The organism is Paraflavisolibacter caeni, from assembly GCF_025628885.1.
Classification (GTDB): Bacteria; Bacteroidota; Bacteroidia; order Chitinophagales; family Chitinophagaceae; genus Flavisolibacter; species Flavisolibacter caeni.
The window spans coordinates 1-23,183 of sequence record NZ_JAOTIF010000027.1 but is presented as its reverse complement, the minus strand read 5'-3'; the positions used below and the strand labels follow the sequence as shown (position 1 = coordinate 23,183).

Annotated in this window: 20 protein-coding genes; 16 read left to right on the top strand and 4 right to left on the bottom strand. The window is 43.8% G+C overall.

Annotated elements, in window-relative coordinates:
* Positions 1 to 43 precede the first annotated feature (43 nt).
* The 12 genes from OCK74_RS23110 to OCK74_RS23055 all read left to right on the top strand — a co-directional run bounded on the left by OCK74_RS23110 (position 44) and on the right by OCK74_RS23055 (position 13,125).
* The gene (locus tag OCK74_RS23110) at positions 44 to 844 is read left to right on the top strand and encodes an FHA domain-containing protein (protein ID WP_279299469.1); all 801 of its coding nucleotides are present in this window, start codon (positions 44 to 46) and stop codon (positions 842 to 844) included.
* Positions 845 to 905: 61 nt separating this feature from the next.
* Complete coding sequence (locus tag OCK74_RS23105) at positions 906 to 2,873, top strand: serine/threonine-protein kinase (RefSeq protein ID WP_279299468.1); 1,968 nt, start codon at positions 906 to 908, stop codon at positions 2,871 to 2,873.
* A gap of 77 nt (positions 2,874 to 2,950) precedes the next feature.
* Positions 2,951 to 4,504, top strand: coding sequence for an alpha,alpha-trehalase TreA (treA, locus tag OCK74_RS23100; protein ID WP_279299467.1), 1,554 nt, complete (start codon positions 2,951 to 2,953; stop codon positions 4,502 to 4,504).
* A gap of 53 nt (positions 4,505 to 4,557) precedes the next feature.
* Positions 4,558 to 5,673 (top strand): metallophosphoesterase, encoded by a 1,116-nt coding sequence (locus OCK74_RS23095; protein WP_279299466.1) that lies wholly within the window; start codon positions 4,558 to 4,560, stop codon positions 5,671 to 5,673.
* 235 nt (positions 5,674 to 5,908) lie between these two features.
* The gene (locus tag OCK74_RS23090) at positions 5,909 to 6,907 is read left to right on the top strand and encodes a hypothetical protein (protein WP_279299465.1); all 999 of its coding nucleotides are present in this window, start codon (positions 5,909 to 5,911) and stop codon (positions 6,905 to 6,907) included.
* Positions 6,908 to 7,136: 229 nt separating this feature from the next.
* Entirely contained in the window at positions 7,137 to 7,919 is a 783-nt protein-coding gene (locus tag OCK74_RS23085; RefSeq protein ID WP_279299464.1) for a hypothetical protein, read from the top strand.
* A 33-nt stretch (positions 7,920 to 7,952) separates the two neighbouring features.
* Entirely contained in the window at positions 7,953 to 8,183 is a 231-nt protein-coding gene (locus OCK74_RS23080; RefSeq protein ID WP_279299463.1) for a DUF3820 family protein, read from the top strand.
* A 404-nt stretch (positions 8,184 to 8,587) separates the two neighbouring features.
* Positions 8,588 to 8,962, top strand: a complete 375-nt coding sequence (locus OCK74_RS23075) for a hypothetical protein (RefSeq protein ID WP_279299462.1) — start codon at positions 8,588 to 8,590, stop codon at positions 8,960 to 8,962.
* A gap of 118 nt (positions 8,963 to 9,080) precedes the next feature.
* Complete coding sequence (locus OCK74_RS23070) at positions 9,081 to 9,455, top strand: hypothetical protein (RefSeq protein ID WP_279299461.1); 375 nt, start codon at positions 9,081 to 9,083, stop codon at positions 9,453 to 9,455.
* A 1,194-nt stretch (positions 9,456 to 10,649) separates the two neighbouring features.
* Positions 10,650 to 10,988: a hypothetical protein gene (locus OCK74_RS23065; RefSeq protein ID WP_279299460.1), complete on the top strand. Its 339-nt coding sequence runs from the start codon at positions 10,650 to 10,652 to the stop codon at positions 10,986 to 10,988.
* A gap of 48 nt (positions 10,989 to 11,036) precedes the next feature.
* Positions 11,037 to 12,575: an FAD-binding protein gene (locus OCK74_RS23060; protein WP_279299459.1), complete on the top strand. Its 1,539-nt coding sequence runs from the start codon at positions 11,037 to 11,039 to the stop codon at positions 12,573 to 12,575.
* Positions 12,576 to 12,837: 262 nt separating this feature from the next.
* Positions 12,838 to 13,125, top strand: a complete 288-nt coding sequence (locus OCK74_RS23055) for a hypothetical protein (protein WP_279299458.1) — start codon at positions 12,838 to 12,840, stop codon at positions 13,123 to 13,125.
* 84 nt (positions 13,126 to 13,209) lie between these two features.
* Here the strand turns inward: OCK74_RS23055 and OCK74_RS23050 are convergent, their stop codons facing one another.
* Complete coding sequence (locus tag OCK74_RS23050) at positions 13,210 to 14,049, bottom strand: hypothetical protein (protein ID WP_279299457.1); 840 nt, start codon at positions 14,047 to 14,049, stop codon at positions 13,210 to 13,212.
* 126 nt (positions 14,050 to 14,175) lie between these two features.
* On the bottom strand, positions 14,176 to 15,249 hold the full coding sequence (locus OCK74_RS23045; protein WP_279299456.1) for a 3'-5' exonuclease: 1,074 nt from the start codon (positions 15,247 to 15,249) through the stop codon (positions 14,176 to 14,178).
* 95 nt (positions 15,250 to 15,344) lie between these two features.
* Between OCK74_RS23045 and OCK74_RS23040 the strand changes: the two genes are divergently transcribed.
* Positions 15,345 to 17,441 (top strand): T9SS type B sorting domain-containing protein, encoded by a 2,097-nt coding sequence (locus tag OCK74_RS23040; RefSeq protein ID WP_279299455.1) that lies wholly within the window; start codon positions 15,345 to 15,347, stop codon positions 17,439 to 17,441.
* A 171-nt stretch (positions 17,442 to 17,612) separates the two neighbouring features.
* Here OCK74_RS23040 and OCK74_RS23035 read toward each other — a convergent pair whose 3' ends face one another.
* The gene (locus OCK74_RS23035) at positions 17,613 to 18,128 is read right to left on the bottom strand and encodes a DinB family protein (RefSeq protein ID WP_279299454.1); all 516 of its coding nucleotides are present in this window, start codon (positions 18,126 to 18,128) and stop codon (positions 17,613 to 17,615) included.
* 47 nt (positions 18,129 to 18,175) lie between these two features.
* Positions 18,176 to 19,144: a helix-turn-helix transcriptional regulator gene (locus OCK74_RS23030; RefSeq protein ID WP_279299453.1), complete on the bottom strand. Its 969-nt coding sequence runs from the start codon at positions 19,142 to 19,144 to the stop codon at positions 18,176 to 18,178.
* A gap of 273 nt (positions 19,145 to 19,417) precedes the next feature.
* Between OCK74_RS23030 and OCK74_RS23025 the strand changes: the two genes are divergently transcribed.
* The 3 genes from OCK74_RS23025 to OCK74_RS23015 all read left to right on the top strand — a co-directional run bounded on the left by OCK74_RS23025 (position 19,418) and on the right by OCK74_RS23015 (position 22,831).
* Positions 19,418 to 21,424, top strand: a complete 2,007-nt coding sequence (locus OCK74_RS23025; RefSeq protein WP_279299452.1) for an ATP-binding protein — start codon at positions 19,418 to 19,420, stop codon at positions 21,422 to 21,424.
* A gap of 112 nt (positions 21,425 to 21,536) precedes the next feature.
* Positions 21,537 to 21,980 (top strand): SRPBCC family protein, encoded by a 444-nt coding sequence (locus OCK74_RS23020; RefSeq protein WP_279299451.1) that lies wholly within the window; start codon positions 21,537 to 21,539, stop codon positions 21,978 to 21,980.
* A gap of 11 nt (positions 21,981 to 21,991) precedes the next feature.
* On the top strand, positions 21,992 to 22,831 hold the full coding sequence (locus tag OCK74_RS23015; protein WP_279299450.1) for a VOC family protein: 840 nt from the start codon (positions 21,992 to 21,994) through the stop codon (positions 22,829 to 22,831).
* Positions 22,832 to 23,183: the final 352 nt, after the last annotated feature.

Below are 23,183 nucleotides of genomic sequence, written 5' to 3'. Positions count from 1 at the left end.
TTTGGGAGCCAATAGCTAATTTCACATCTAACTATACGCTACTATGTTCAATTTCTTTAAACAGAATAAAGGCCAGGGTCGCCCGCAGGATGTGAAGGGAATCCGCGATGCCGCACTTCGCTTTATTAAAGAGCAATTACAGAAGGCCGAAGGAGGTGAAGGAGGAAATATGCGCGGCCTCCAACTATATTTTGCTCCCAAAGAAGAGGAAAAACACCTGTACCAGTCAGCAATCTTTGTTGAGGAGGAAGGCCGGTTTAAAGAAGAAGTTCAAAAAATAGCAGACGACTTTGCCCTTCAGTTGCCTGGTAACTGGAACCTGGAAATTCTTTTCGTAGAAAGTCTTCCTTCAGATGCGATCAAGGCAACCTCCATTGATGCAGCCCTTTTTGTGGTTACCCGGAAGCAGGCTGCCCCAAAGAGAACCGTTACTGCAGCTATTCATATTCTCAATGGTGAAGCCGAAAAAGAAAGTTATACGCTCACTTCCGACAGTGGCAAGATCTGCATTGGCCGGGAAAAGAAGGTGCAGACGGCTGATGGTTTCTTCCGCATCAATACCATTGCATTCCCTGCTGATAGCACGCATCAGAGCAATAAATACGTCAGCCGCCAGCATGCCCATATTGAATGGAATGCGGAACAAGGTACTTTCATGCTGTTTGCCGATGAGGGCGGCATTCCTCCCCGGAATAAAATAAAGGTCCGCTCTGCAAATGGAGACCTGGAAAAATTGCAAACTACTCAAATTGGTTACCCGTTACAGGAAGGCGATCAAATAATCCTGGGCGATTCAGCGTTGTTGGAATTTAGACAGCTGGTAAACGAATCGAATAACGAATAAGTATAGGACCGTTCAACCTGACCTTATTCGTCATTCCCCGGCTTTGTTCTAAATTTACCCGATGGCTAAAGTATTTACCATAACGGAAGGTTTGGAAAACATGGGCGCCTTAAAAACCGGCGGCCAGGGTTCGGTTTATAAGGGACGCAGGAGAGGAGAAATTATTACAGCGGTAAAACTGCTGCCTACACCTATTCATAATGAGGATCCGCAGGATAAAAACTTCAGGGACTTTCAGAACGAAGTTGAGAAACTAAAGAAAGTCAATCAGCAGCCAAACCCTAACGTGGTAAAGATCCTGAGCTCCGGAATTACCGAGACCGGCAGTTTGCCATTTATAGAGATGGAATATATAGAGGGGCCAGACCTGGAAGAGCTGCTGCAACCGCCTCATGGTTCCGTCTTCACGATCAAAGAGACCATCAAAGTAGCCGAACAGTTGTCGCATGCCTTGGCGCACTGCCACAAGCTGGATATCAAACATGGCGACATTAAAAGCAACAATGTAAAGTTCAATATACACACCGGTAACTATGTCTTGCTCGACTTTGGCCTTGCCATCATGTCGGACGAGCAAAGACGTACCAGCCTGCGTCATGCAGGTGCCGTTGAATTTATGGCTCCTGAGCAATACGAAGGACAGATGCTTTTTGAGACGGATGTTTACAGCTTTGGGATTATCCTTTTTGAATTGCTGGCCGGTACGGTTCCTTTTCCATTGAAAGATAGGGGCGAAACTGCCCGTAACCTGATCATGCTGGCGCATATGGAAAAGTCTCCACCCGACCTGCTTTCATTGCGTCGCGCAGCATTGCCCGCCGGCTGGAGTGAAGAAAAAAAGGAGCGGGAGATGACTGTGCCCCATTGGCTGTTGGATACCATTAATAAATGCCTGGAGAAAAAGCCTGTAGACCGCTTTCCCAATGGCATGGCATTGTACGACCATATTGTGGTGAACAGCATGCAATCTTCTGCACATAGAAATAATCCAGGTGAAAGCATGTTACTGCTGCAGCAGGAAAATCAAAAACTGCAAAAGCAATTGCAACAACACCAGGAAGCCGCACGGAACAAGGAAGCTGAATTGGTAGCCTTAAGGGTAAGTGTAACGCAGAAAGATCGGGATATCCAGGTGTTAAGAGACAAGCTGGCGATGCAACAAACGCAGGCTCCTCAATATAGGCCGGCGCCTCCGGCGCCACGCGCTAAGGGTATGTCGAGTGTCTTGTTTGGCCTTTTGCTCCTGGTCACCATCGGGCTGGGTGTTTATGCGGCTGTTACACTTTTGAATGGGGGTAATTCGAACAGGAAAACTGAACCGGAAGCAACTGAAACTCAAACACCCCCACAACGTACTGTAATCGGACGATATAAAGTGGCCGCTGACAGGGCCTATTTTCACAATGAACCTAATAGCGCTACCCGCCGTTCTTCTGCCTACATGGTACCCTCAGAGGAAGTGATTGATGGCTTGGACGAAAAGAATGGGTTTGTTTACGTTGAATTTACTAACGACAAGGGGCAAATGTCTAAAGGGTGGCTTCGCCGTGAGGACCTGATGACATTGGATGAATGGAACAACAGGGCAACCGAGCCGCAGAAATTGACCAAAATAGAGATCAATTCACAGTTGCAAAATGCAAGGGCGTTGGCTGATAACGGCAATACCGAAGAGGCCCTGGCTATTTATAAAACACTAAGCGAGTATGAAGTGCCGGAAGCTATGTACGAATATGGCAACTTCGCCCTTAAGAACAAAAACAATGATATTGACTGCGCCACTGCCTTAGACTTGATCAATAGGGCCAGTGACAGCAACTATACGCCCGCCAAAACAACCCTGGGCTTTTTGTACCTCTTTGCAGATAACAGGGACGTACTTCACCTTAGTAATTATGACCGCTGTGAGTACGAAAAGAATGTTGTAAAAGGTACTAAGCTGCTGATGCAGGCCGTTGTTGCCGGCGATACCACCGCCAGCAGGATATTGGAGCAACATAAAGAAAACTCAGATACCACAGCACAATAGCTAGGGCGAATAAGCAAAGGCGCATTCAACCTGTACTTATTCGTAATTTGAATTAATTTCAGGCAAACGAAACCACAATGAAAAGGATCTTCTTTGTCTTGCTCATTGCCTATGGCTTTTTGCCCATTGCTATTTCGCAGACAATTGCAACGCCCGATAAGATCTATGGCAAATTGTTTTCGGATGTGCAGATGAGTCATATATTTCCTGATAATAAGACCTTTGTCGACTGCATTCCAAAACGCGACCCCGCAGCTATTGTGCGCGACTATTTGGCCATAAAGAACAACCCCGCTATTAAGTTCAGCCTTGAAATGTTTGTGCGCGAAAACTTCATTATTCCTTCGCCTCCGCAAAGTGGATTCCAGGATACCACCAAGGATGTTGTAAAACATATCAATAATCTGTGGGAAGTCTTAAAACGGCAAAACGATTCGGCAATAAAGGGAAGTTCCCTCCTCCCTTTGCCTTATCCCTACATTGTTCCCGGAGGAAGGTTTCATGAGATCTATTATTGGGATTCTTATTTCACGATGCTGGGCCTGAGGGAAAGTGGCCAGGACCAATTGATCGAGAACATGATCAGGAACTTTGCACACCTGATCAACACATACGGGCATATCCCCAATGGTAACCGTACTTATTATTTAAGTCGCTCGCAGCCTCCTTTCTTTTCCCTCATGGTAAATCTTTTGGCTGAAATTAAAGGCGAAGCAGTGCTTAAAGAATACCTCCCTGCCATGCAGAAAGAGCATGACTATTGGATGGACAAGACCGCACCTACCAAGCATGTAGCGCGTATGCCCGATGGCAGTATTTTGAATCGTTATTACGATCAGTTGAATATTCCCCGGCAGGAGTCACATGCTCCGGATGTGGAAACTGCTGAAAAAGGAGGCAAGGTCAACAAGGAACTTTTCCGCGACTTACGCTCTAGTGCCGAAAGCGGCTGGGATTTTAGCACCCGTTGGTTTGCTGATGAAAAGAATCTTACAACAATTAGAACAACTTCGCTGGTGCCTGTCGATTTGAACTGCCTGCTATATGCCCTGGAGAGGAACTTATCAAAAGCTTATGACCTCAATGGCGATAGTCAGAAAGCTCAACGTTTTAATCAATTGGCAGAAAGCCGTAAAAAAGCGATTAACAAATATTGCTGGTCGGCAAAGTCGGGATGGTATGTTGATTATAACCTGGCAACCAAAAGACATGCTCCGGCGTTAACATTGGCAGGTGTAGCACCTTTCTTTTTACAGGTGGCTCCTGCTTCTAACATTTTTATTGCTGCACAAAATATCCGCACCAAATTCCTGCAGGCTGGCGGTGTCACTACCACTCTTGTCCATTCTGGCGAACAATGGGACGCACCCAACGGGTGGGCACCATTGGAATGGATGGCTATTTCCGGTCTCGAGTTATACAGCCAGCACGATCTTGCCAAAACCGTTGCAGAACGATGGGTGCAACTGAACGTAAGCATATTTAAGCGTACCGGGAAGTTGATGGAAAAATATAATGTATATGAAACAAACCTGGAAGGTGGCGGAGGCGAATACCCATCACAGGATGGCTTTGGCTGGACCAATGGCGTGCTCCTTGCATTGATAAAGAAATATGGAATCAAATACTAGGTTCAAGGTAATTGGTATATTCCTTTTTCTTTCTCACCTTGTATTGGTCATTTATGAATTGGTTGCAAAGAATACTTCGTGGGCCCGTGCTCTGGCTATCCGACAGGTTTTCTTCAAAGCCTGATAGGGAGCGTGTTTTTAAAGCACTTACCGATTTACTGGATTGTATATTGAAAGGTGAAAAGAAGAAAGGCCTGGTGGTTCCATTCAAAAAAGAAACAGGTAAATTCATCATCTTTTCCGACCAACATAAGGGCCGCCGCAATGGTGCAGACGATTTTATGCTCTGTGAGCCGAATTACCTGAAGGCCCTGGAATATTATCATCAAAACGGTTTCCATTATATTGACTTGGGAGATAGCGAGGAACTTTGGGAAAATACATTCTTGTCTGTCAAAAAGAAACAAGGACCTTCCTTTCGTAAAGAAAGCAAGTTCATATCAGCAAATGCTTTTATCAAGGTCTTCGGCAACCATGACCTTCTATGGCAAAACGACCCGCTGGCGCCCATTTATTTGAAAAGCATATATGGTATGACTGTTCCTATTTATGAAGGTGTTGTATTGCAAACCACTGTAGAAGGAAAGCGCCTGAATATCTTTTGCACACATGGCCATCAGGGTGATAAGGTAAGCGATGGCAACTGGTTCAGTAAATTCTTTATTTCAAAGATCTGGGCCCCCCTGCAAGCTTTTCTAAAGATCAATCCAAACACGCCTGCATATGATAACCGCTTGAAAACATTGCACAATAGTATTATGTACCAATGGAGCGCTGCACAAAAAGATTTGCTGCTGATCACCGGCCATACACACCAGCCGCTCTTTGAATCTCTCACACATATTGAGCGTTTGTACCGTCAATTGTTATTTGCAAGAAAACAGGGTGATGAAAGCATGATTGCGACCCTGCAAAAAGAAATTGAAGCCAGGAAGTTTACTTACGATCATATTTCAGATGATTATCTCTCCTTGAGACCAACCTATTTTAATTCGGGTTGTTGCTGTTTCAGTGATGGTGATATTACCGGTATCGAAATATCGGAAGGCGTGCTGAGGCTGATCAAATGGACATCCAAAAAAGGACATCCGGATAGGGTGATTCTGGAGGAGGCTCCCTTGGAAGAGCTAATGGGAATTACCAACAATTCTAATGATGAATTTTTCTAAATAAAGGAAAACCCTGCTGCTATTCACCATAGACAATTCACCATCTAAAATGCATTAGTGGAAAATTTTTCACTCATCGTTGCAAATTGTAAAATGAAATCAACACCTCATCAATTCTGAAGCTAAACAATACAAAAAATATTATGTTTTTTGCCGGGCTTGATGGCATTGTGGGCATCATAGTTGTTATTCCTCATGGAAACCTTAATTCATGCTAACCTTAAATGAAAGATTTATGAAAACAATGATCCTATCCCTGCTGTTAACAGGATGTAGTCTTGCTTTGTGGGCGCAGGATAAAAACCTGCCGAAAGACAGTACAGCTAGGGATACAACAACTACTGTAAATCCTATGAATGCTACAGACACTAGTCATGCTACAGGCATAACAGGTACAGATACAACAGCTGTTCAAAGTAACCAGGGTGTTCAGCAGAATCAGGATATGAATGCTCAAACCCAGGGTACCGACACGGTGAGTTCGATGCGCAGTTCTGGTGCTTATAACGCCTATGGTAATGTTCCTCCTACTATTCGAAATACTTTCACGTCACAGTTTCCTAACGCAGGTAATGCTACATGGGAAAAGGATGCCGCTACTAACATGTGGCATGCAAGGTATGCCAGTAGTGGACGTATCGTCAATGTATTTATGGACGAAAGAGGAAATTCATATACCATGGCACTGCCGATAATTCAGAGCTTGGTTTCTGAAAATACAATCAGTTCTGCTATCAACAAATATGGACCTACCATTTACGACGTCCTGCAATTGAAGACAGGCGATAGCTCATATGTTTACCAGGTTCGTTTGATAGAGAATGGCCAGGTAAGAGCCGTGTACATGAATGAAGATGGTAGTGATGCTACGTATACATATGCTGTACACACAGACAGTACTGGCAATATGAATAATGCCAACTGGAACAATGCTAATGCTATGGACAGTACAAGCAATAAGAGCAATATGAATAATCCGAGCGCAACTGATACAATGAGTACCAACCAGAATACCAATATGAATAACAATTCTGGTAATCAAACCGATTCATTGAATGCTACTGATTCAAGCAAGGGTGTGCAGGATATGGATAAGAGCAACGATAGCACAAACCAAAGTACAAACAAGGATGCCAATCAAAACACTGACCAGGAAACAAATAAAAGTACAGATCAGGGAACTAAGCCTGATACAGACCAAAGTACAGATCAGAAGAGTAAGCCGGCTTACTAAGCTGGATAGAGTAGATAGTGTTTATTGAGCAAAGCAGAAACAAAAAAACCCGGGGATTCCCCGGGTTTTTTTGTTCGTTTATCTTCGCCTTTCATCATTCATTCTCCGTCACTTATCCTTCCGCCCTTTGGCAAGAAATTTTTAGTAAATAAATTACCTAACTTTAAAAGTACTGATCAATTTTTTCAATACTCAAGGATATTAGGGCAGGTCTTTTAAACTTCCTCGAATGAAATGCTGTGTGGTCATATGGTTTTTATTGATGTATAGCCAATTCTTAAACGCACAGGATATCAGTGGCGTTTGGAAGGGCACCTTAACCATGCAAAATGGCTGTTTTGCAGTGAACCATATAGAGTTGCAAATCAATTTAAGTGGTGCCATTGCCTCAGGTAATTCTTACCATTACCTCGACGTTGATAATTATGTAAAAAAGAAGTTCAAAGGTCTTTACGATGCTGCAATGAAGACCATTACGCTCCATGAAGGGCTCGTGACAGGCTTCAATATTCCCCCTACATGTACCATCTGTATCAAGAATTATGTGTTGACGTACCACCATGAAGGCAATCTGGAGTATTTAAGTGGTGGTTGGGATGGGAAAGAGATAAAGACAGGAGTAGATTGTGTCATGGGGCAGATCACTTTAAGCAGGGTAAAAGAATCGGCTTTCAAAGACATTCCTGAAATAAAAGTTGATACAGGCGAGATACGCCTCGACTTTTATGACAATGGCGCAATCGATGGCGATACGATTTCCATCATGGTCAATAAACAGGTCGTTCTTGCCCATCAGCGTCTTACTGCAAATCCTATTACCACCTATATTAAAATAGATCCAAGCAGCCGCTTTCAGGAAGTGGAAATGATCGCAGAAAATTTGGGTTCTATACCTCCTAATACCGCTCTTCTGATTATTACCGTAAAAGATAAGCGCTACAAACTGCAGCTTTCCTCTGTAAGAGAAAGAACTGCAAGAGTGATGTTCCTCTACGACCCGGATGATGAATGAAATCCCTAATATTGCACCCTCTAAAAAATACTCATGTTTGAACCGGTACAGCCTGACGCTGAAATTCTGTTGCAGTTGGTAAAAATGAAAATGCCCTTTGGTAAATACAAAGACACTGTTCTGTGTGATTTGCCGGTTTCCTACCTGGAGTGGTTTCAAAGAAAAGGATTTCCCAAAGGCAAACTGGGTATGCTGCTGCAAACGGTCTATGAAATCAAACTCAATGGTTTGGGAGATATCCTTGAACCACTTAAAAAGATGTAAAAAGCAGCTTTTGACTCATGAATCAATGCCTTTTCACCACTATTGAATGCCTCCCTACGTACCATCAAACCCTTCACCTATGTATTATGCCAATTTCATAAACGTAATACAATAACAATTCCCCATTCACTATTCACCATTGACCATTCTCCATTCACAATTGCAGCGATTTCTTAATGTAATCAATTGTTTACATCTGAATACTGTTTGTTTGATTTGGAGTCATTAAATACATTTTTTGGATTGCTTCCATTGGAAAAAATGAGCAGGAATTAGCTTTAATACAGTTTATTAAAAACTCTATTGTGTAGCTTGTAACTCAATACCAGTTTGAGTTTTGGAGTATTCTCACTTTAACAAATTTTAATTTGCGTTTGTACTTGGCCGCTGTATTTTTACCCCGTATGAAGAGTGTAATCGCTTCTATATTGACCATTATTTATGCGGTATTTATTACCGGGTCTGTGTGGACCGCACAAGAGGCGGCTGATTACGCTTTTTCTGAATCTGGTGAAGTTTATAGTTTAAGTGATGTATCAAAGGCGCCTGCCAAAATCTCTTTAGGTAAGGACTTTAATGCTGAGCATTTCAGCAAGGTGATCAAACACCTGGCTGTGGGAGGAAAGAATAAAGTACCTCGTGCTGGTTACACCCCCACTGTATTTACTAACTTTGTCTGTGATCTAAATCCCCACCATAGCTCCTTGGTTACCGCAACAGAAAAGCCTGAGCTATGCCCGCACCCTATATTTCTTAAGAACAGGGTATTGAGAATTTGATTACGGTCACATAGACGCTGCATATACCTACCCATTACCAGGATTATACTTCTGTAACTGAGGTTATGCATGATCACTCCATTCCCAATGCTCATTTCTAAACTTAAGAACTATAACAATGAAAATATTTGTATTTATTATATCTGCTTCTTTATTATTTATTTCTATTACTGCTTATGCCCAAAAGGATACCGGTCCGGTAAACGGTTTCCAGTCTGTATATGCTCCACAGAAAGGATATTATTCAATAGGTAACAACGCCTCGAAATTGCAAAGTCCTGCAAGTGGGCAGGTGTTTTCAGGCCTCAGGACCAGTAAAAAGAAAACAGTACCCATGGTACAAAAGGGTTATTATGCCACTGGGAATAATCAGGCAAAACTTGGGGAACAAATCTCCTTTGAAGATGTAAGGCCATCAGGATCATCCTATTATAAATCCAGGCCTGTAAAAGGTTATTATTCTATTGGCCGTAATGCAGATAAATTGAAGTAAAAAATACCCATGATTCAGGCGCCATCTTCCTTTTTGGAGTGGGGAGAGGGGAGTTTTTGTGAGGGTTCCGGGCATGAAAATTGCTAAATATATTAGTAAAAAGATCAACTAATTGCAGCACAAAACAGGACGTGGAATTAACCATTAAGGTGAGTTCAGGAGTTGACAAGTAAAAGAGATGTGTAAATAGTCTTCTGCCCTTTTTTGATTTAAGATTCCTATGAAACACTATAAAAGGCCCCATTATCCCGGGGTCTTTTTATTGAATTATCTCCCTCGCCACCCAACCCTTCACATAGCCAAATCAAAACCACATCTCCCCTACTCCAATCACCCAGTCCATTTAGATCTCAATTTGACCGCATTTGGCAGGAAATGACCGCTTTTGTCCGCTCTGGCAGAATCCATCCTTCGTACCTTAAGTATACCTGAAGCATACCATCAGTATACCTAAAGTAGGGCTACAGTATTCCTGCTGTATCCCTGGTGTATAGCTGAAGCACACTTCAAGTATACTTAGTGCACGAAACAGAATTTGCCCCCTCCCTTTTCTTAACCCAAATCTGAACCATAATTACTCCCTACCTACTCCATAGCTAAGCCGTATCATAGGCGTACTTTAGGTATACATCAGCCGTACCTAAGCCTATGCTACTTCGACCATCCTTCGATCATCCTTCGACTATCCTTCGACTATGCTTCGATCTGAATGGAGCAAATGCTCCTAAATAAGGGGAAAACAACCTGCAGGCAGAACGCCTTCCAAACCCTGAACGGAGTCAAGGGAGCTGTGCCTAAAGATACAAAACCAACCCCCACTTTCCAAGTTCTGAACCCCCTCACTTTACCTTTCTCCCATTCGTCATTCAAACTGGTCCGCCTCTGGCAGATTCGATTCATTCGTCATTCTACCCTCCCTCTCTCTTTCCTTCAATTCACCATTGACCATTCACCATTACCTGGATACTCCTTTCGGCCTTTAGAATTACCATGGTCAGATGCCTGGATGTGGGTTTGTTGATGTAATGATTTATGGATTTAATGATATTATAGTGTAATAATTTTTTATTTGTCAGCTATTCAAATTAAATTACAATAACAATGCAACCTTATGAGGCTCAGGGGGACCAGTGTTTAGAGGGCATCTGTAGACGAAAATGATGATACGTATATAAAACCTGCAAAGACACCAGTATGAAGTATAACCTTCGATTCAACCCGGTAAAGAAACTCCTGTTTGTATCTTTTATCTTTTCCCTGCAAAGCTGTTACCAATACAGAGTTCTGAATACAAACAATGACCCGGCAACAGAGTATCAGAAGAAAGTATTGTGGTCTTCCTTCTGGGGATTGGTGAATAAGCCCAAAAACTTTGTGGTGCCGAACTGTTCGAATAATAATGCTATGGATGAAGTGCTGTTCCAGACCAATTTTGGGTATTCACTGATTACCGTGGCTTCGTTGGGCATTTTAGCACCCGTACAGGTGAGGTGGAAATGTCATAAACCCTGCCAGCGCGAAGGTGGTTTATAAGCGCCCAAGGCGCTTAATCACTGACCAATCACCCTCAAACCAACACTTATGTCTGCACCACAGATAAAGCCAACAAACCTGAAGGTATGGACCAACCGGCACGAAACCTTCAAACAACCTATTGATAATCTTTTTGACATCAGCAACAGCGATACCGGTAGCATGCTGAATGATTACAATGCCACTACTGCAGCTGTCGCCCAGTTGATTGATGCTGCAGTTAGAAACAATAAAAGGCTGCGTGTATTGGGTGGCGGCTGGTCGTTTACTAAGGTAGCCACCACAGATGGGTGGATGCTGAATTCCAAGCACCTGAACATGGTCTTTACTGTTAGTGAAACTAATGTGGCTGCACAATACAGGGGCCGGAAAGACCTGCTGCTTTTTGCCCAATGCGGCAATTCAGTTCAGGAACTCAATACTTATTTGAAAAACAAGAGCCGCTCGCTAAAGACAACAGGAGCCAGTAACGGGCAAACCATAGTGGGTGCTTTTTCTACGGGCACACATGGAGCTGCTATTGATTTTGGCTCTACGCAGGATTATGTGGTGGGACTGCATATCATTACTGGTCCGGGCAAACACATTTGGCTGGAGAGAGCTTCTTACCCGGTAGTATCGGACGCTTTTATTCAAAAGCTGCAAACACAGCTCGTTCGCGATGACGAATTGTTCAATGCTGCCCTTATCAGTTTTGGAAGCTTTGGTTTCATACATGGTGTGATGCTGGAAACAGAAGACATCTTTTTGCTGGAATGCTACCGGCAACGCATGCCCATGGACGACCATTTACGTCATATTATGGGGACACTGGATTTCTCCAATGCCCAATTCCGGCCGCATGGTAATGAGCGTCCCTTTCATTTCCAGGTAGTGGTGAATCCTTATGATATGGACAATGGGGCCTATGTTACTACTATGTTCAAGCGCTCTTACCAGCCCAATTATCCTCAATGGGTCAGGGATTTCAGTAAAGCCGGGCCGGGTGATGATGCGCCTGCCTTCCTGGGTAAGCTTACAGCTAATGTGCCTGTATTGACGCATCTGGTGGTAGATCAATTGGTGAAGTCTGTTTATGCTCCTTTTGAAAATGTATGGGGAACTATGGGTGAGATCTTTTACAATACGGATGCGCGTGGAAAGATCTATAGTTCGGCCTTTGGCATACCACTGAATTACGTGTCGCAGGTGCATGACTTAATAATGGAGTTGAATAAGACTGCAGGGCCCGTCGCCGGCGTATTTGCTTATCGTTATGTGCGGCAGTCTGAAGCCACTCTTTCCTTTACACAATACCCTCATACGTGTATTGTGGAGATCGATGTGGCTGAATCCAGCGTGTCAAAAAACTTTTATGCCGCTCTTTGGGGTGAGTTGTTCAACAGGAATATACCCCATGCCTTTCATTGGGGTAAAATGCAGAACCTGGATGCTGCCGCTGTTCAACGGATATATGGTGACAGAAGGGATCGGTGGATTGCAGCAAGGAACCAATTGCTAGCGCCGGAGGTTATCAGCATTTTTAACAACCAGGCATTGAAGGAGTGGGGGTTGGATGAGGTGAGGCAGGCTTTGAGGCCGGTCTGAGAAAAGGATGTTTGGATAAGACTGATTTGGAAATATGGGAACAAGATGATGAATTGTGTTGTGTGCTGAAGTTCGATATTTGAGGCGCGTGGCTTATGAGTAGTAAATGTACTATGGCTTTTCATGATGTTTTACTATGGCCTCAGTATTTGATGTAGTTTTAGAATCAGGCGTTTCTACAATTGTCTCAGTTTTTATAGGTGGCTAATTTTGCAATATTAATCCAACTGAATTATCTAAACTTCCTATAAAAAAACCTGCAATGACGTACCCCGGTACTTTTAAATATATATTGTCAAAAACGATCCACAACTTATGGAGCATCGTCTCCGGAATTCCATCTGATCTTACTAAGCCCAGGCAAAATGAAATGCCTGGAGAAATTTTCTCTCAGCGTCATGAAATTACCTGTAAATGTGGCTGGCATGGCAAGGGGTCTGATAGCTTAAGAGAGTACAGTGTACTTTCCGAGGAGACTGTTGAATTGAAACTGTTTTGCAAGGAATGCCGGAATTATTTAGGGTACATTATCTATAAGGATGCGGCTTAGCAGCAGCATCTTTTCTCTGTCCTATATCATATCAATCATTGATTGCCAGGATAATATCATTGGCAATCAATGATTATTTATTGATCAATTGAGCGGCTGCATGTTTACAGCTACTTTTTCACCTGAAGCGACGGATGCTGAATCACCAGCTGATGCCGGATCTTGAACTTCAAGTTCACGGTTATTCACATTACCGGCAAGCTCATTTTCATTTGCCTTGCTGCGCACCACCAGCTTGAAATTGAAGTCGACATATTTAGTTGGATAGGCAAGTGACTGGATGCCAACAGTATCAAAATCTCCGCTTAAGGAAGTATAGCTATTGATGACTGTGCCTAATGGCTTGTCTTCTACATCTCCCAGGTACTTACCTACCAGGCCTGCAATTTGCGTCATCATATCGGTAATCACATTGAACTTGGCCGCATTATTGGCCAGGGAACCCAGGGAGCTCATAATGCCTTTATACTCTTCATCATTTTTTACTTCAGTCATCACTTTTGCAACTTCCCTAAGCGACTGCTTGCTTTTGATCACAGAACACATTATATGTATCTGGCTGGGAGCCGCTATGCTTTCATCTTTGGTTTGCCAGTAATAAATCGTTTTATTGATAGGCAGATGCTCCTTGTCATCAATTCTTGGAAAGCCTTTCAGGTCAAGGAGGCCAGCTAATTGATTTTGTTCGTCACTCATCACAATCGTAAGACAATACAACTTTGCATAGCCGGGAAAAGGAAACACCTTGGCTGTACGATTGTCCTTGATATAAGGAGCCATCATTCGTATCTCAATGCCGCTTACGTCTTTGGAAGTGGTTAAAGATTTTGGCTCGGCGGCGCCTTCAGGTGGGCGCAGGGTGGAGCGTTCTGTGCCGGCTTTGGGCATGAACAATGTTTCATCATCCATAAAGTTGATTGCCATACCAACTGTTTTGTGCCTACTCTAAATACCGTTTTCGGCTTACCGGTTCTCAGGAGTATGTTTGTATCATAAATATATAAAATATATTCCGGTATTATCGCACTAAAATAGAGTGATGAATAGCCCTTAGTCTCCCTGCCTCAGCCAGCCGTCCAGTGTTTTCAATAATGTTGCAACAGCATCCGGGTGGACGAGTGTAAAAGAGGAAGGTGGCTCTATGGTGGTATTATAAGTAACCTTTACCTTGCTGTCCTGCTTTGTGGTTGTAAAAGGGGGAATGTCTTTTTCATATTTAATGGCCGTATACAGGGCAGAAGCTAAAGCTGTGTCCTGCATGATCTTGTTGTGGTGCAGCCAGTCTTTGATTTCGTTTTCCCAAATGCAGTTCTTGTAAATGCGGTTGGCCACCATTTTTGTATCTACAGGAAAATCTCCGTTGAGCATCCACTTCAGATAGTCAGGTTCCGTGCAGGCCAGTTTGCCCTGGTGCTTTCCGAAACTAAAGACAATGTCTCCATTCTCGTTGCGGATAAACTTGCCACTGATGTCGACTGTATTGCCGCTATCGAGGTAGTCGTGCAGGAAGCTGGTATTGGGCTCCAGGTCACCGTATTTGAGGAGTTGGCGTTTGAGGATGTCGATGGTTGCCAGTACGTCGGCTTTGGCTGAATGTGCATCTTGGTGTTCCCTGTCGCAATAGAATTTGACTGCGGCAGCGAGGTCACGCTTTTCTTTGCGGTGGTAGATCGCCATCACGTCCACCAGCTTCACTTCACTGTAATGGATAGGATATTTTTTGTAGCGGTGGAATTCTTCCAATAACATCGGCACATCAAAACGCTTGATGTTGTAACCACCAAGATCACAGCCTTCAAAATAAGCTGCTAACTGTTCTGCGAGGTCGCCGAACGTAGGCTTGTCTGCCACCATTTCATCGGTGATACCATGGACTGCGGTAGCGCCAGGGGAAATCGGAATGGTGGGATTTAACAAATGATAGAGTTCTTCCTGGGAGCCATCGGTATTGACCTTGATGGCACAGATCTCAATAATTCTGTCTTTGATAGTGTTGGTCCCTGTTGTTTCCAGGTCGAAGAAGACGATGGGTTTTTCCAGTTGCAGGAATTTGCTTTCCGTTTCCGTTTGCGGTATGTAGTAAGTATGCTTCATCACGCCATCAGCAACATCTTTTTGATCCATAAGCATCAGCAAATTAAAACTAAAATACCTAGCCGCATTGCACAAGTTATCCACGATCTAGGCTTATCTTTAAGTAGCAACTAATCGTTTACAGAATGGCTGCCCCTAACCTTACCTCAAAACACCTCGTCCTATTTATATTCCTGGCATTTTCCCTTGTCCAGCCCACTTATTCACAGGTCCTTATTCAATGGCAAAAGTGCCTGGGTGGCACCAACGATGACAACGCAAGAAGCATCCGCCCCACAAGAGATGGCGGTTATATTGCCATTGGAACTTCGATGTCCACAAATGGGGATGTTTCAAAAAACTATGGTTCTATAGACTTTTGGGTGATAAAAATGGATAAGAACGGCTCCGTGCAATGGCAGTATTCATTGGGAGGCAGCAAATCTGATATGGCTTATAGTGTGGAGCAAACTTCCGATAACGGCTACATCATCGCGGGTTATTCAGATTCCAGGAATGGTCTTTTGAGTTACAACCAGGGATCTACAGATTTCTGGCTTACCAAGCTTGATATCAATGGACAGCTGCAATGGCAAAGGACCTTTGGAGGCAGTTCGCAGGACAATGCCCACAGTGTTATCCAGACACAGGATGGAGGATTTGTAATTGCAGGCAGCACTCGTTCAAATGATGGTGACGTGAGTGGCAATCATGGCAACTTTGATGGCTGGGTGGTGAAAATAGATGCTTCAGGTGTTCCACTCTGGATAAAGTGTTACGGTGGAACCGGCATTGATGAAATACAATCCATTCAGCAAACCAGCGATGGCGGCTATATCATGACGGGCTATACAACATCCTCTAACGGGGATGTTAGTGGTCAACATGGCGCGGAAGACCTCTGGGTTGTTAAGATCGATGGTCGGGGCAACCTGCTGTGGCAAAAAGCCCTGGGCGGCACGGGTGCAGACACAGGGGAAAGTATCCGGCAGACAGAAGATGGCGGTTATATTGTTGCCGGCACTACGAAATCGAATAATGGGGATGTCAGTGGCAATCACGGAGATGTTGATGCCTGGGTGGTGAAGTTGGATCCTAACGGCAACCTGCAATGGCAGAAATGCTATGGAGGCAGTGGACAGGATCAGGCAACCTGCATCAGCCAAACAGCGGATAAAGGCTTTTTAATAGGAGCCCAGACTGCCTCGTCAAACGGGGACGTCTCCGGCAACCACGGAGGCTTGGACTACTGGGTAGTAAGGACAGATGGTTTCGGCAACATACAATGGCAGCAATGTTTCGGGGGTAGCGGCTCTGACATGCTGGCTTCCCTGGAGCCTACAAAAGATGGATGGTTTGTGGCCATAGGGTCTACAACATCGCAGGATGGCGATGTTACAGGTATTCATGGCTCCAGTCATGATTATTGGGTAGTGAAATTTGGCGGCTGTATGACCATGGCGCCCGAGGTTACCATAACTGCCAGCGATATGGAAGTCTGTGCTGGGGACAGTGTAACCTTTACGGCCAATGCTGTAAACACAGGCGCTGTACCCACTTATCAATGGCAATTGAATGGGGCCAACACAGGTGCTACTACACCCACTTACAACAGCAATGCGCTAAAGCAAGGTGACGAGGTTTCCTGTATATTGACCATAAAGGTGCCTGGTTGCCCTACTTCTACAATTCAATCCAATAAAGAAGTCATTAATATCAGGCCGCTTCCCACTATTCATTTCACGCCATCAGAACTCAGTGCTATGACTGGTGAGCAACTCCAGCTCAATCCTGCGGTATCCGGTACTGTCGCTTCTGTTGAGTGGACTTCTGTCAGCGGAGTTTCTTTGCAGAATCCACAGTCGCTGACACCTACAACAGCGCCATTGACTACGAACAGTACTTTCCAACTCAGTGTGGTAGATAATTACGGTTGTAAGGCTTCAGGAGAGGTTCTGGTAAAAGTTTTCGATAAATATTACATGCCCAATAGTTTTACACCGAATGGGGATGGAAAAAATGATGTCTTTCGCATTCCCTTTGGTGCTTCTTTACAGTTGGATGAGTTTTCTATATTCGACCGTTGGGGCAACCGCATCTTTATCACAAAGGATGCCGGTAAAGGATGGGATGGAACCTACCAGGGAAAAGCGCTTCAAACCGGCACCTTCGTCTACCTGGTCAGGGGAAAAAGCAGGGAGGGAGTCATACAATTGAAAGGAGTGGTTACGCTGGTGCGTTAAGGGAGGGCTTTATATTTTACACTTACGAAATGGCTATTATCCAATATTCCTCTCCATTCCACCTGTAGCCCACTAAGTTTCCACCTTTGGCAATACTATAATCGAGGCATAATACAAAGGCCGGCAAGTGCCGGCCTCCGTGGAATCTTAATCAAATTAAAGTGCAGTTACTTATACTGCGGCTTCCGCTTTTTGGAAAACAGCCTCATCTGCACTAGGTCCATAACTACCAGGTATAGGTGTATCCAGCAGCCTTAAATACACACCCAATTGCGCCCTATGGTGTATCTGCTGGCTTAGTGACATGCGTATCACATCAATTTTGGGTTCTACGCTATAAATTGTTTCTGCGTTTCTTAATGTCCAGGGTTTGTTCAATAGAGCTTCATTTTCCGGTACAAGTGTGGATAATCCATCCTCGTAGCGCTTTTCGAAATAAGCCATCAGGTCGTCGGTGCTGTGGATCTCCGGTTGATGATAAGGTTGGGCAAAGTCCAGTACATCGGTAGTGAAGATCAGATGGATCCAACCAGGAAGGTCAGCAATATGCAAGGCAAGGCGCTTCATGTCCATGCTTTTGGGGTGTGGTTGATAAGCAAGTTGATGTTCCTGAATGCGGGAAAGCATTTTACGGGTAGTATTACCTTCTTCAATAAACTGTTGCTTGAAAAACTCAATAAATGTCATAGTGTTGCTGTTTTGTAGTACAAAGCAACAACCGTCCAGTGACAGCCCTATGTCAGCAGGGTTAATCTTTTTTGAACTTTTTTGAGGATACTTCTGGCAATGTCTGCAATCACATCATTTAGTTCGAGGGGTTCCAGTATGGACGCTCTATCGCCAAACAGCATAAACCAACGTGCAAAGCCAGTGAGTGAACCTGTGAGGAAGGTCATTTGTATATAATCGCCAGCGGGTTCTTCTTTTACAAAGCCGCTGTAATATTTCTGATCGCCCAGGTATTTGACTATATCCCGCTCTACTTCGATCACTACCTTATGAACCTCCCGTTTATCGGCCATCTTGTTGATGAAGTCCTGTAGCGGAGGGTGGCTTTGGGTGATCTTTTCGTCTGTGATCACCAGGTTAGCAATCCTATCTGTGCGGAAGTTGCGGTAATCGTTACGCAACAGACAGAAGGCTACCAAGTACCAATGGCTTCCCTGGTAATAGATGCCTACTGGCTCTGCTTTACGCTGCAGGGTTTCTCCTTTACCAATCGAAGAATATTCAAAGCGGATCGCACGGAAAGAGGCAATGGCTTTCAATAGTTTTTGCAGGTGCAGTTCTTCGGGTTTTTGATATACGAAGGCCGGATGCGTAACCACAGCAATGTGTTGGTCAATTTCGGAGATATGTTCTTTTTCTGACATCCTCAGCACCGCTTTTATCTTATCGAGGGCTGAACCGTAGTGCTTTGAAGATGGTTTGTCGCTCATGGATTGCATCAACTTAGCTGCGGTGAGCAGGGCTGAGGCTTCGTCCTGGTTGAACATGATGGGCGGCAGCTTGTAGCCTTCCATCAGGCGGTAGCCGGTGCCGGCTTCGCCTATCACAGGTACACCGGCTTCTTCGAGGGCGCGGATGTCACGGTAAACGGTACGCAGGCTGATGGCGAATTTCTCAGCCAGGTCCTGGGCTTTGACCAGTGGACGGGACTGAAGTTGGATGAGTATGGCTGAGAGGCGGTCAATCCGGTTCATACCTAAAAGTAAAATCTAAAAGTAGAATGTAAATGTAAAAGTAGGAGAACGGTAAAAGGGTAAAGTGAATTGCGGGAAGTTCTTGAAATATAGTTTCGTCGAAAAATTCTAATACGAAGTATTTAATCTGGTATTTTTGTTCGCGAAAAAGGAGCTCATGCACTTTGCATCCACTGAAGAACCTGCTACTCTGAGACTTGCCAATTTCCCTGTTGGTATTTATATTCCCTTTTATCATTCCAGACCTCTAGGAAAGACATTTTAAAGACTGATATGAAGGATATTATACAAAAACCTGGCAGGCTTTTTATTATTATTTTTCTTTTTAGCTTCCTTATCATCTTCCTGGTATGGAAACAGGTTTTGCACCAGGTTACTGTGGACCGTAAGGCTACCATTGCTGCAGCCGTGCAGCGCAATTCCAACCTTGCCGCTTCCCTGGAGCAATATGCCCTCCGAACCATACGCAATGCAGATGCGGTGCTGCAGTTGGTAAAAATGGAGTATGAAAAGAAGGGCAAAAGGATTGATTTAAAGGATCTGCTTAACATAGGCATGATTGGGACCAGAAATATCAATGGTATAGGTATTCTTGATGAAAATGGCCGTCTTATTATCAGCAATCTCAATCTACCTCAGGACTCATTGCTTGATTTCTCATACAGGGAGTATTTCTATTTCCATAAAACACGAAGAAATCAACTATTTCTCAGTAAACCTTTATTATCAAAAACGATCGGCAAGACCGTTATTATGCTTAGCCGGCGTATCGATAAGCCCGACGAGAGCTTCGGGGGAGCTGTAGCTGTTCAGATAGAACCTTCAACTTTCATGCAGTTTTATGCCAATTCCAAGCTTAGAGAGCGTGATATTATTTCGTTGGTTGCCCCGGATGGAATTACCTATGCAAGAAGAAGGGGAAGCAGAGAAAGCCATGGAGAAGACATTCATAAAAGTCCTTTGTTGAAATATGCAGCACAAAAAGCTATCGGTAATTATTTTGCAAAAGATGCCATCTACGGTATCCCAACCTATTTCAGTTACCGTAAGCTGCCAGCTTATCCTGTGATTGCATCAGTGGGCAGTGCCGAGAGTGATATTTTGAGTGATCACCATAAAAGAGCGAAAAGGGAATATATGTTTGGCGGTATTATTACGGTGTTAATCATTCTCTTCTCTTCATTTGTTTTATTTGTTTCTGCTCAAAGAAGAAAAGGTACAAGGCAAATCAGGGATAGCGAAATCCGATACCGATCCATTTTTGAAAATAGCCAGGATGCGATTATTGTTGCCTTGGGTAATGGACAAATTGAAGCTATGAACCTTGCAGCTGTTCAATTGTTTAGAATAGAAAAGCAGCGCCTGTTTTCATTAACGTTGAAGCAGCTTTTTAAAGATGCCGCACCAAACATCAAAATGAACGAGAGTGTGGTTGGTGATGGTTCCTTCAAGGGTGAAGTTCTTTTTACACGGGACGACAACACAACATTCACGGGCGAAATTGTTTATTCAAAATACCTGGACGTAAAGGGAGAACTCCGTTTCATTGTATTGGTTAGAGATATTTCCATGCGGAAACAAATGGAGCAGGAGCTGTTGCGTGAGCAGGAAAGATATCAACAGGAACTAACCAAACAAATCATCCTGGCACAGGAAAGAGAGAGAGAAATTATTGGCCATGAACTCCACGACAATGTAAATCAAATTCTGACAACGGTAAAGCTTAACCTGGAGATGGCGGTACACAATCCGGAGGCGAGAAATGGTTTTTTATCTAAATCCATTCAATATGTAATGACCTGCATATCAGAAATCCGTCATCTCTCCCGGGAGCTTTCAGCTCCTACTTTGGGGACCTTGTCTTTGATCGATTCCATAAAAGGCCTTATCGATATGGTGGCATCTTCTACAAGCATGGAGATCAGTTTTTGGCATGAAGGCTACCATACGTCATTGATAAAAGATCAAAAGCTGGCGATCTACCGGATCTTGCAGGAACTAATGAATAATATCATTAAACATTCAGGAGCAAGCTGTATAAAAATTGAACTATCCCAGACTGAAGAGGTGACTGTTCTGATTATTACTGACAATGGGAAGGGTTTTGATCCTTCTAAAAGGCCCAATGGCATTGGATTGAATAACATTCTAAGCAGGGCGAAAGTATTTGGTGGCGACATGTTTATTCAGTCAAAGGAAGGACATGGATGCAGCGTTACTGTTAAGATCCCGATCATTCCCGATCCTGCCGGACAAACCAATGCCATAAAGACCCCCTGAAAACAGTGTCGCAAATCGCCCCAAGATTGTCGTTATTACCCACCTTGATCTTCTTATAAGCGCAGTAAGTTTGTATCAGCAAAACATCATTCATCACATAAAACAAATCACAATGATTGCAACAGGAAGACCAACGATCAAAGTAGAAGCAACAGTTAATGCGCCGGTAGAGAAAGTCTGGAATCTATGGACCAATGTTGAAGATGTCAAGCAGTGGAATCATGCTTCTGAAGACTGGCATACGACAAGCGCCCAAAACGATCTAAGACCTGGCGGCAGCTTTGCTTACAGGATGGAAGCTAAAGATGGCAGCTTTGGATTTGACTTTGGCGGTACTTATGATGAGATCAGGCCTTATGAATACATTGAATACACCTTAGGTGATGGAAGAAAGGTGAAGAATGATTTTAACAGGAATGGTGATACTACTCATATTGTTGTGGTATTTGAATCAGAGCACACGCATACCGAGGAATTGCAAAGGAGTGGCTGGCAGGCTATATTGGACAGTTTTAAGAAATATGCAGAGGAGAAGACAGATGACTCAAACCTATAAAACCAAATACGATGACCAATATCATTTATCCATGCCTGTGGTTTAACGGCAATGCAAAGGAAGCGGCTACATTTTATAGTACCGTTTTTAGTAATACGAAGATTACATCTGAAAATCCAATAGTCGTAACATTTGAATCAGCCGGCCAAAGATTTATGTGCCTCAATGGTGGGCCAGAATTTACTTTCAATCCTTCTATTTCCTTCTTTGTGCTCCTTGAAAATGAGGAGGAGCTGGATAAAGCCTGGAATGTTCTTTTAGAGGGCGGGTCCGTATTGATGCCTTTGGGCAAGTATGACTGGAGCCGCAAATACGGCTGGGTACAGGACCGGTTCGGTGTGAACTGGCAACTTTCATTTGGAAAGTTCCAGGACGTAGGTCAGCGCTTCACCCCTGCACTGTTGTTCACAAGCGAGCAGCATGGCAATGCAGAAAAGGCGGTGCAGTTTTATACTTCAGTATTTGACAATTCGTCTGTCGTTGGCATTCTGAGGTATGGAAAAGATGACGGAGATACGGAAGGCACCGTAAAGCATGCACAATTCAAACTAAATGATACGGTCTTCATGGCAATGGACAGCTCTTTGTCGCATGCTTTCAGCTTTAATGAAGCTATTTCGTTTGTTGTAAGCTGTAAGACACAGGAGGAAATTGATTATTACTGGAGCAAACTTTCTGAAGGTGGCAGTGAGGGACAGTGTGGCTGGCTGAAAGATCAGTTTGGTGTGTCATGGCAGATAGTGCCTGCTGTATTAGGGCAACTGATGTCCACTCCTGGCAAATCGGAAAGAGTCATGCAGAAAGTGATGCAGATGAAGAAGTTTGACATTGCGGAGTTGGAGGAAGCGTGAGGTGTATGAAAAATCTGTTTCTTGCTTCAGGTATGCTGTAAGTATGCTTCAGGTATACTTGACCTATACTGAAGGTATGGGTGGGTTGGTTAAGAGGGATAACAGGGCGTAGGTATACTTTAGGTACGGGGTTGATACGGAGTAAATAGGGAGTTCCTATGGAGTTACACCGCAGTAGGGTCTCTATAAAGTCTCTATAAGGTCTCCTATGTTTGTTTTTTGAAGCAGTATTTTTTGAGAGGAGTCGGGAAGGTCTGGGTAGTTTTGAGTCCATCAGTGAAAAAGGGTGAGCGTACAATTTAGGTCTAAGTAACCCCTGAGGGTATACTGTTATAGAGATTTTACCTCCCCT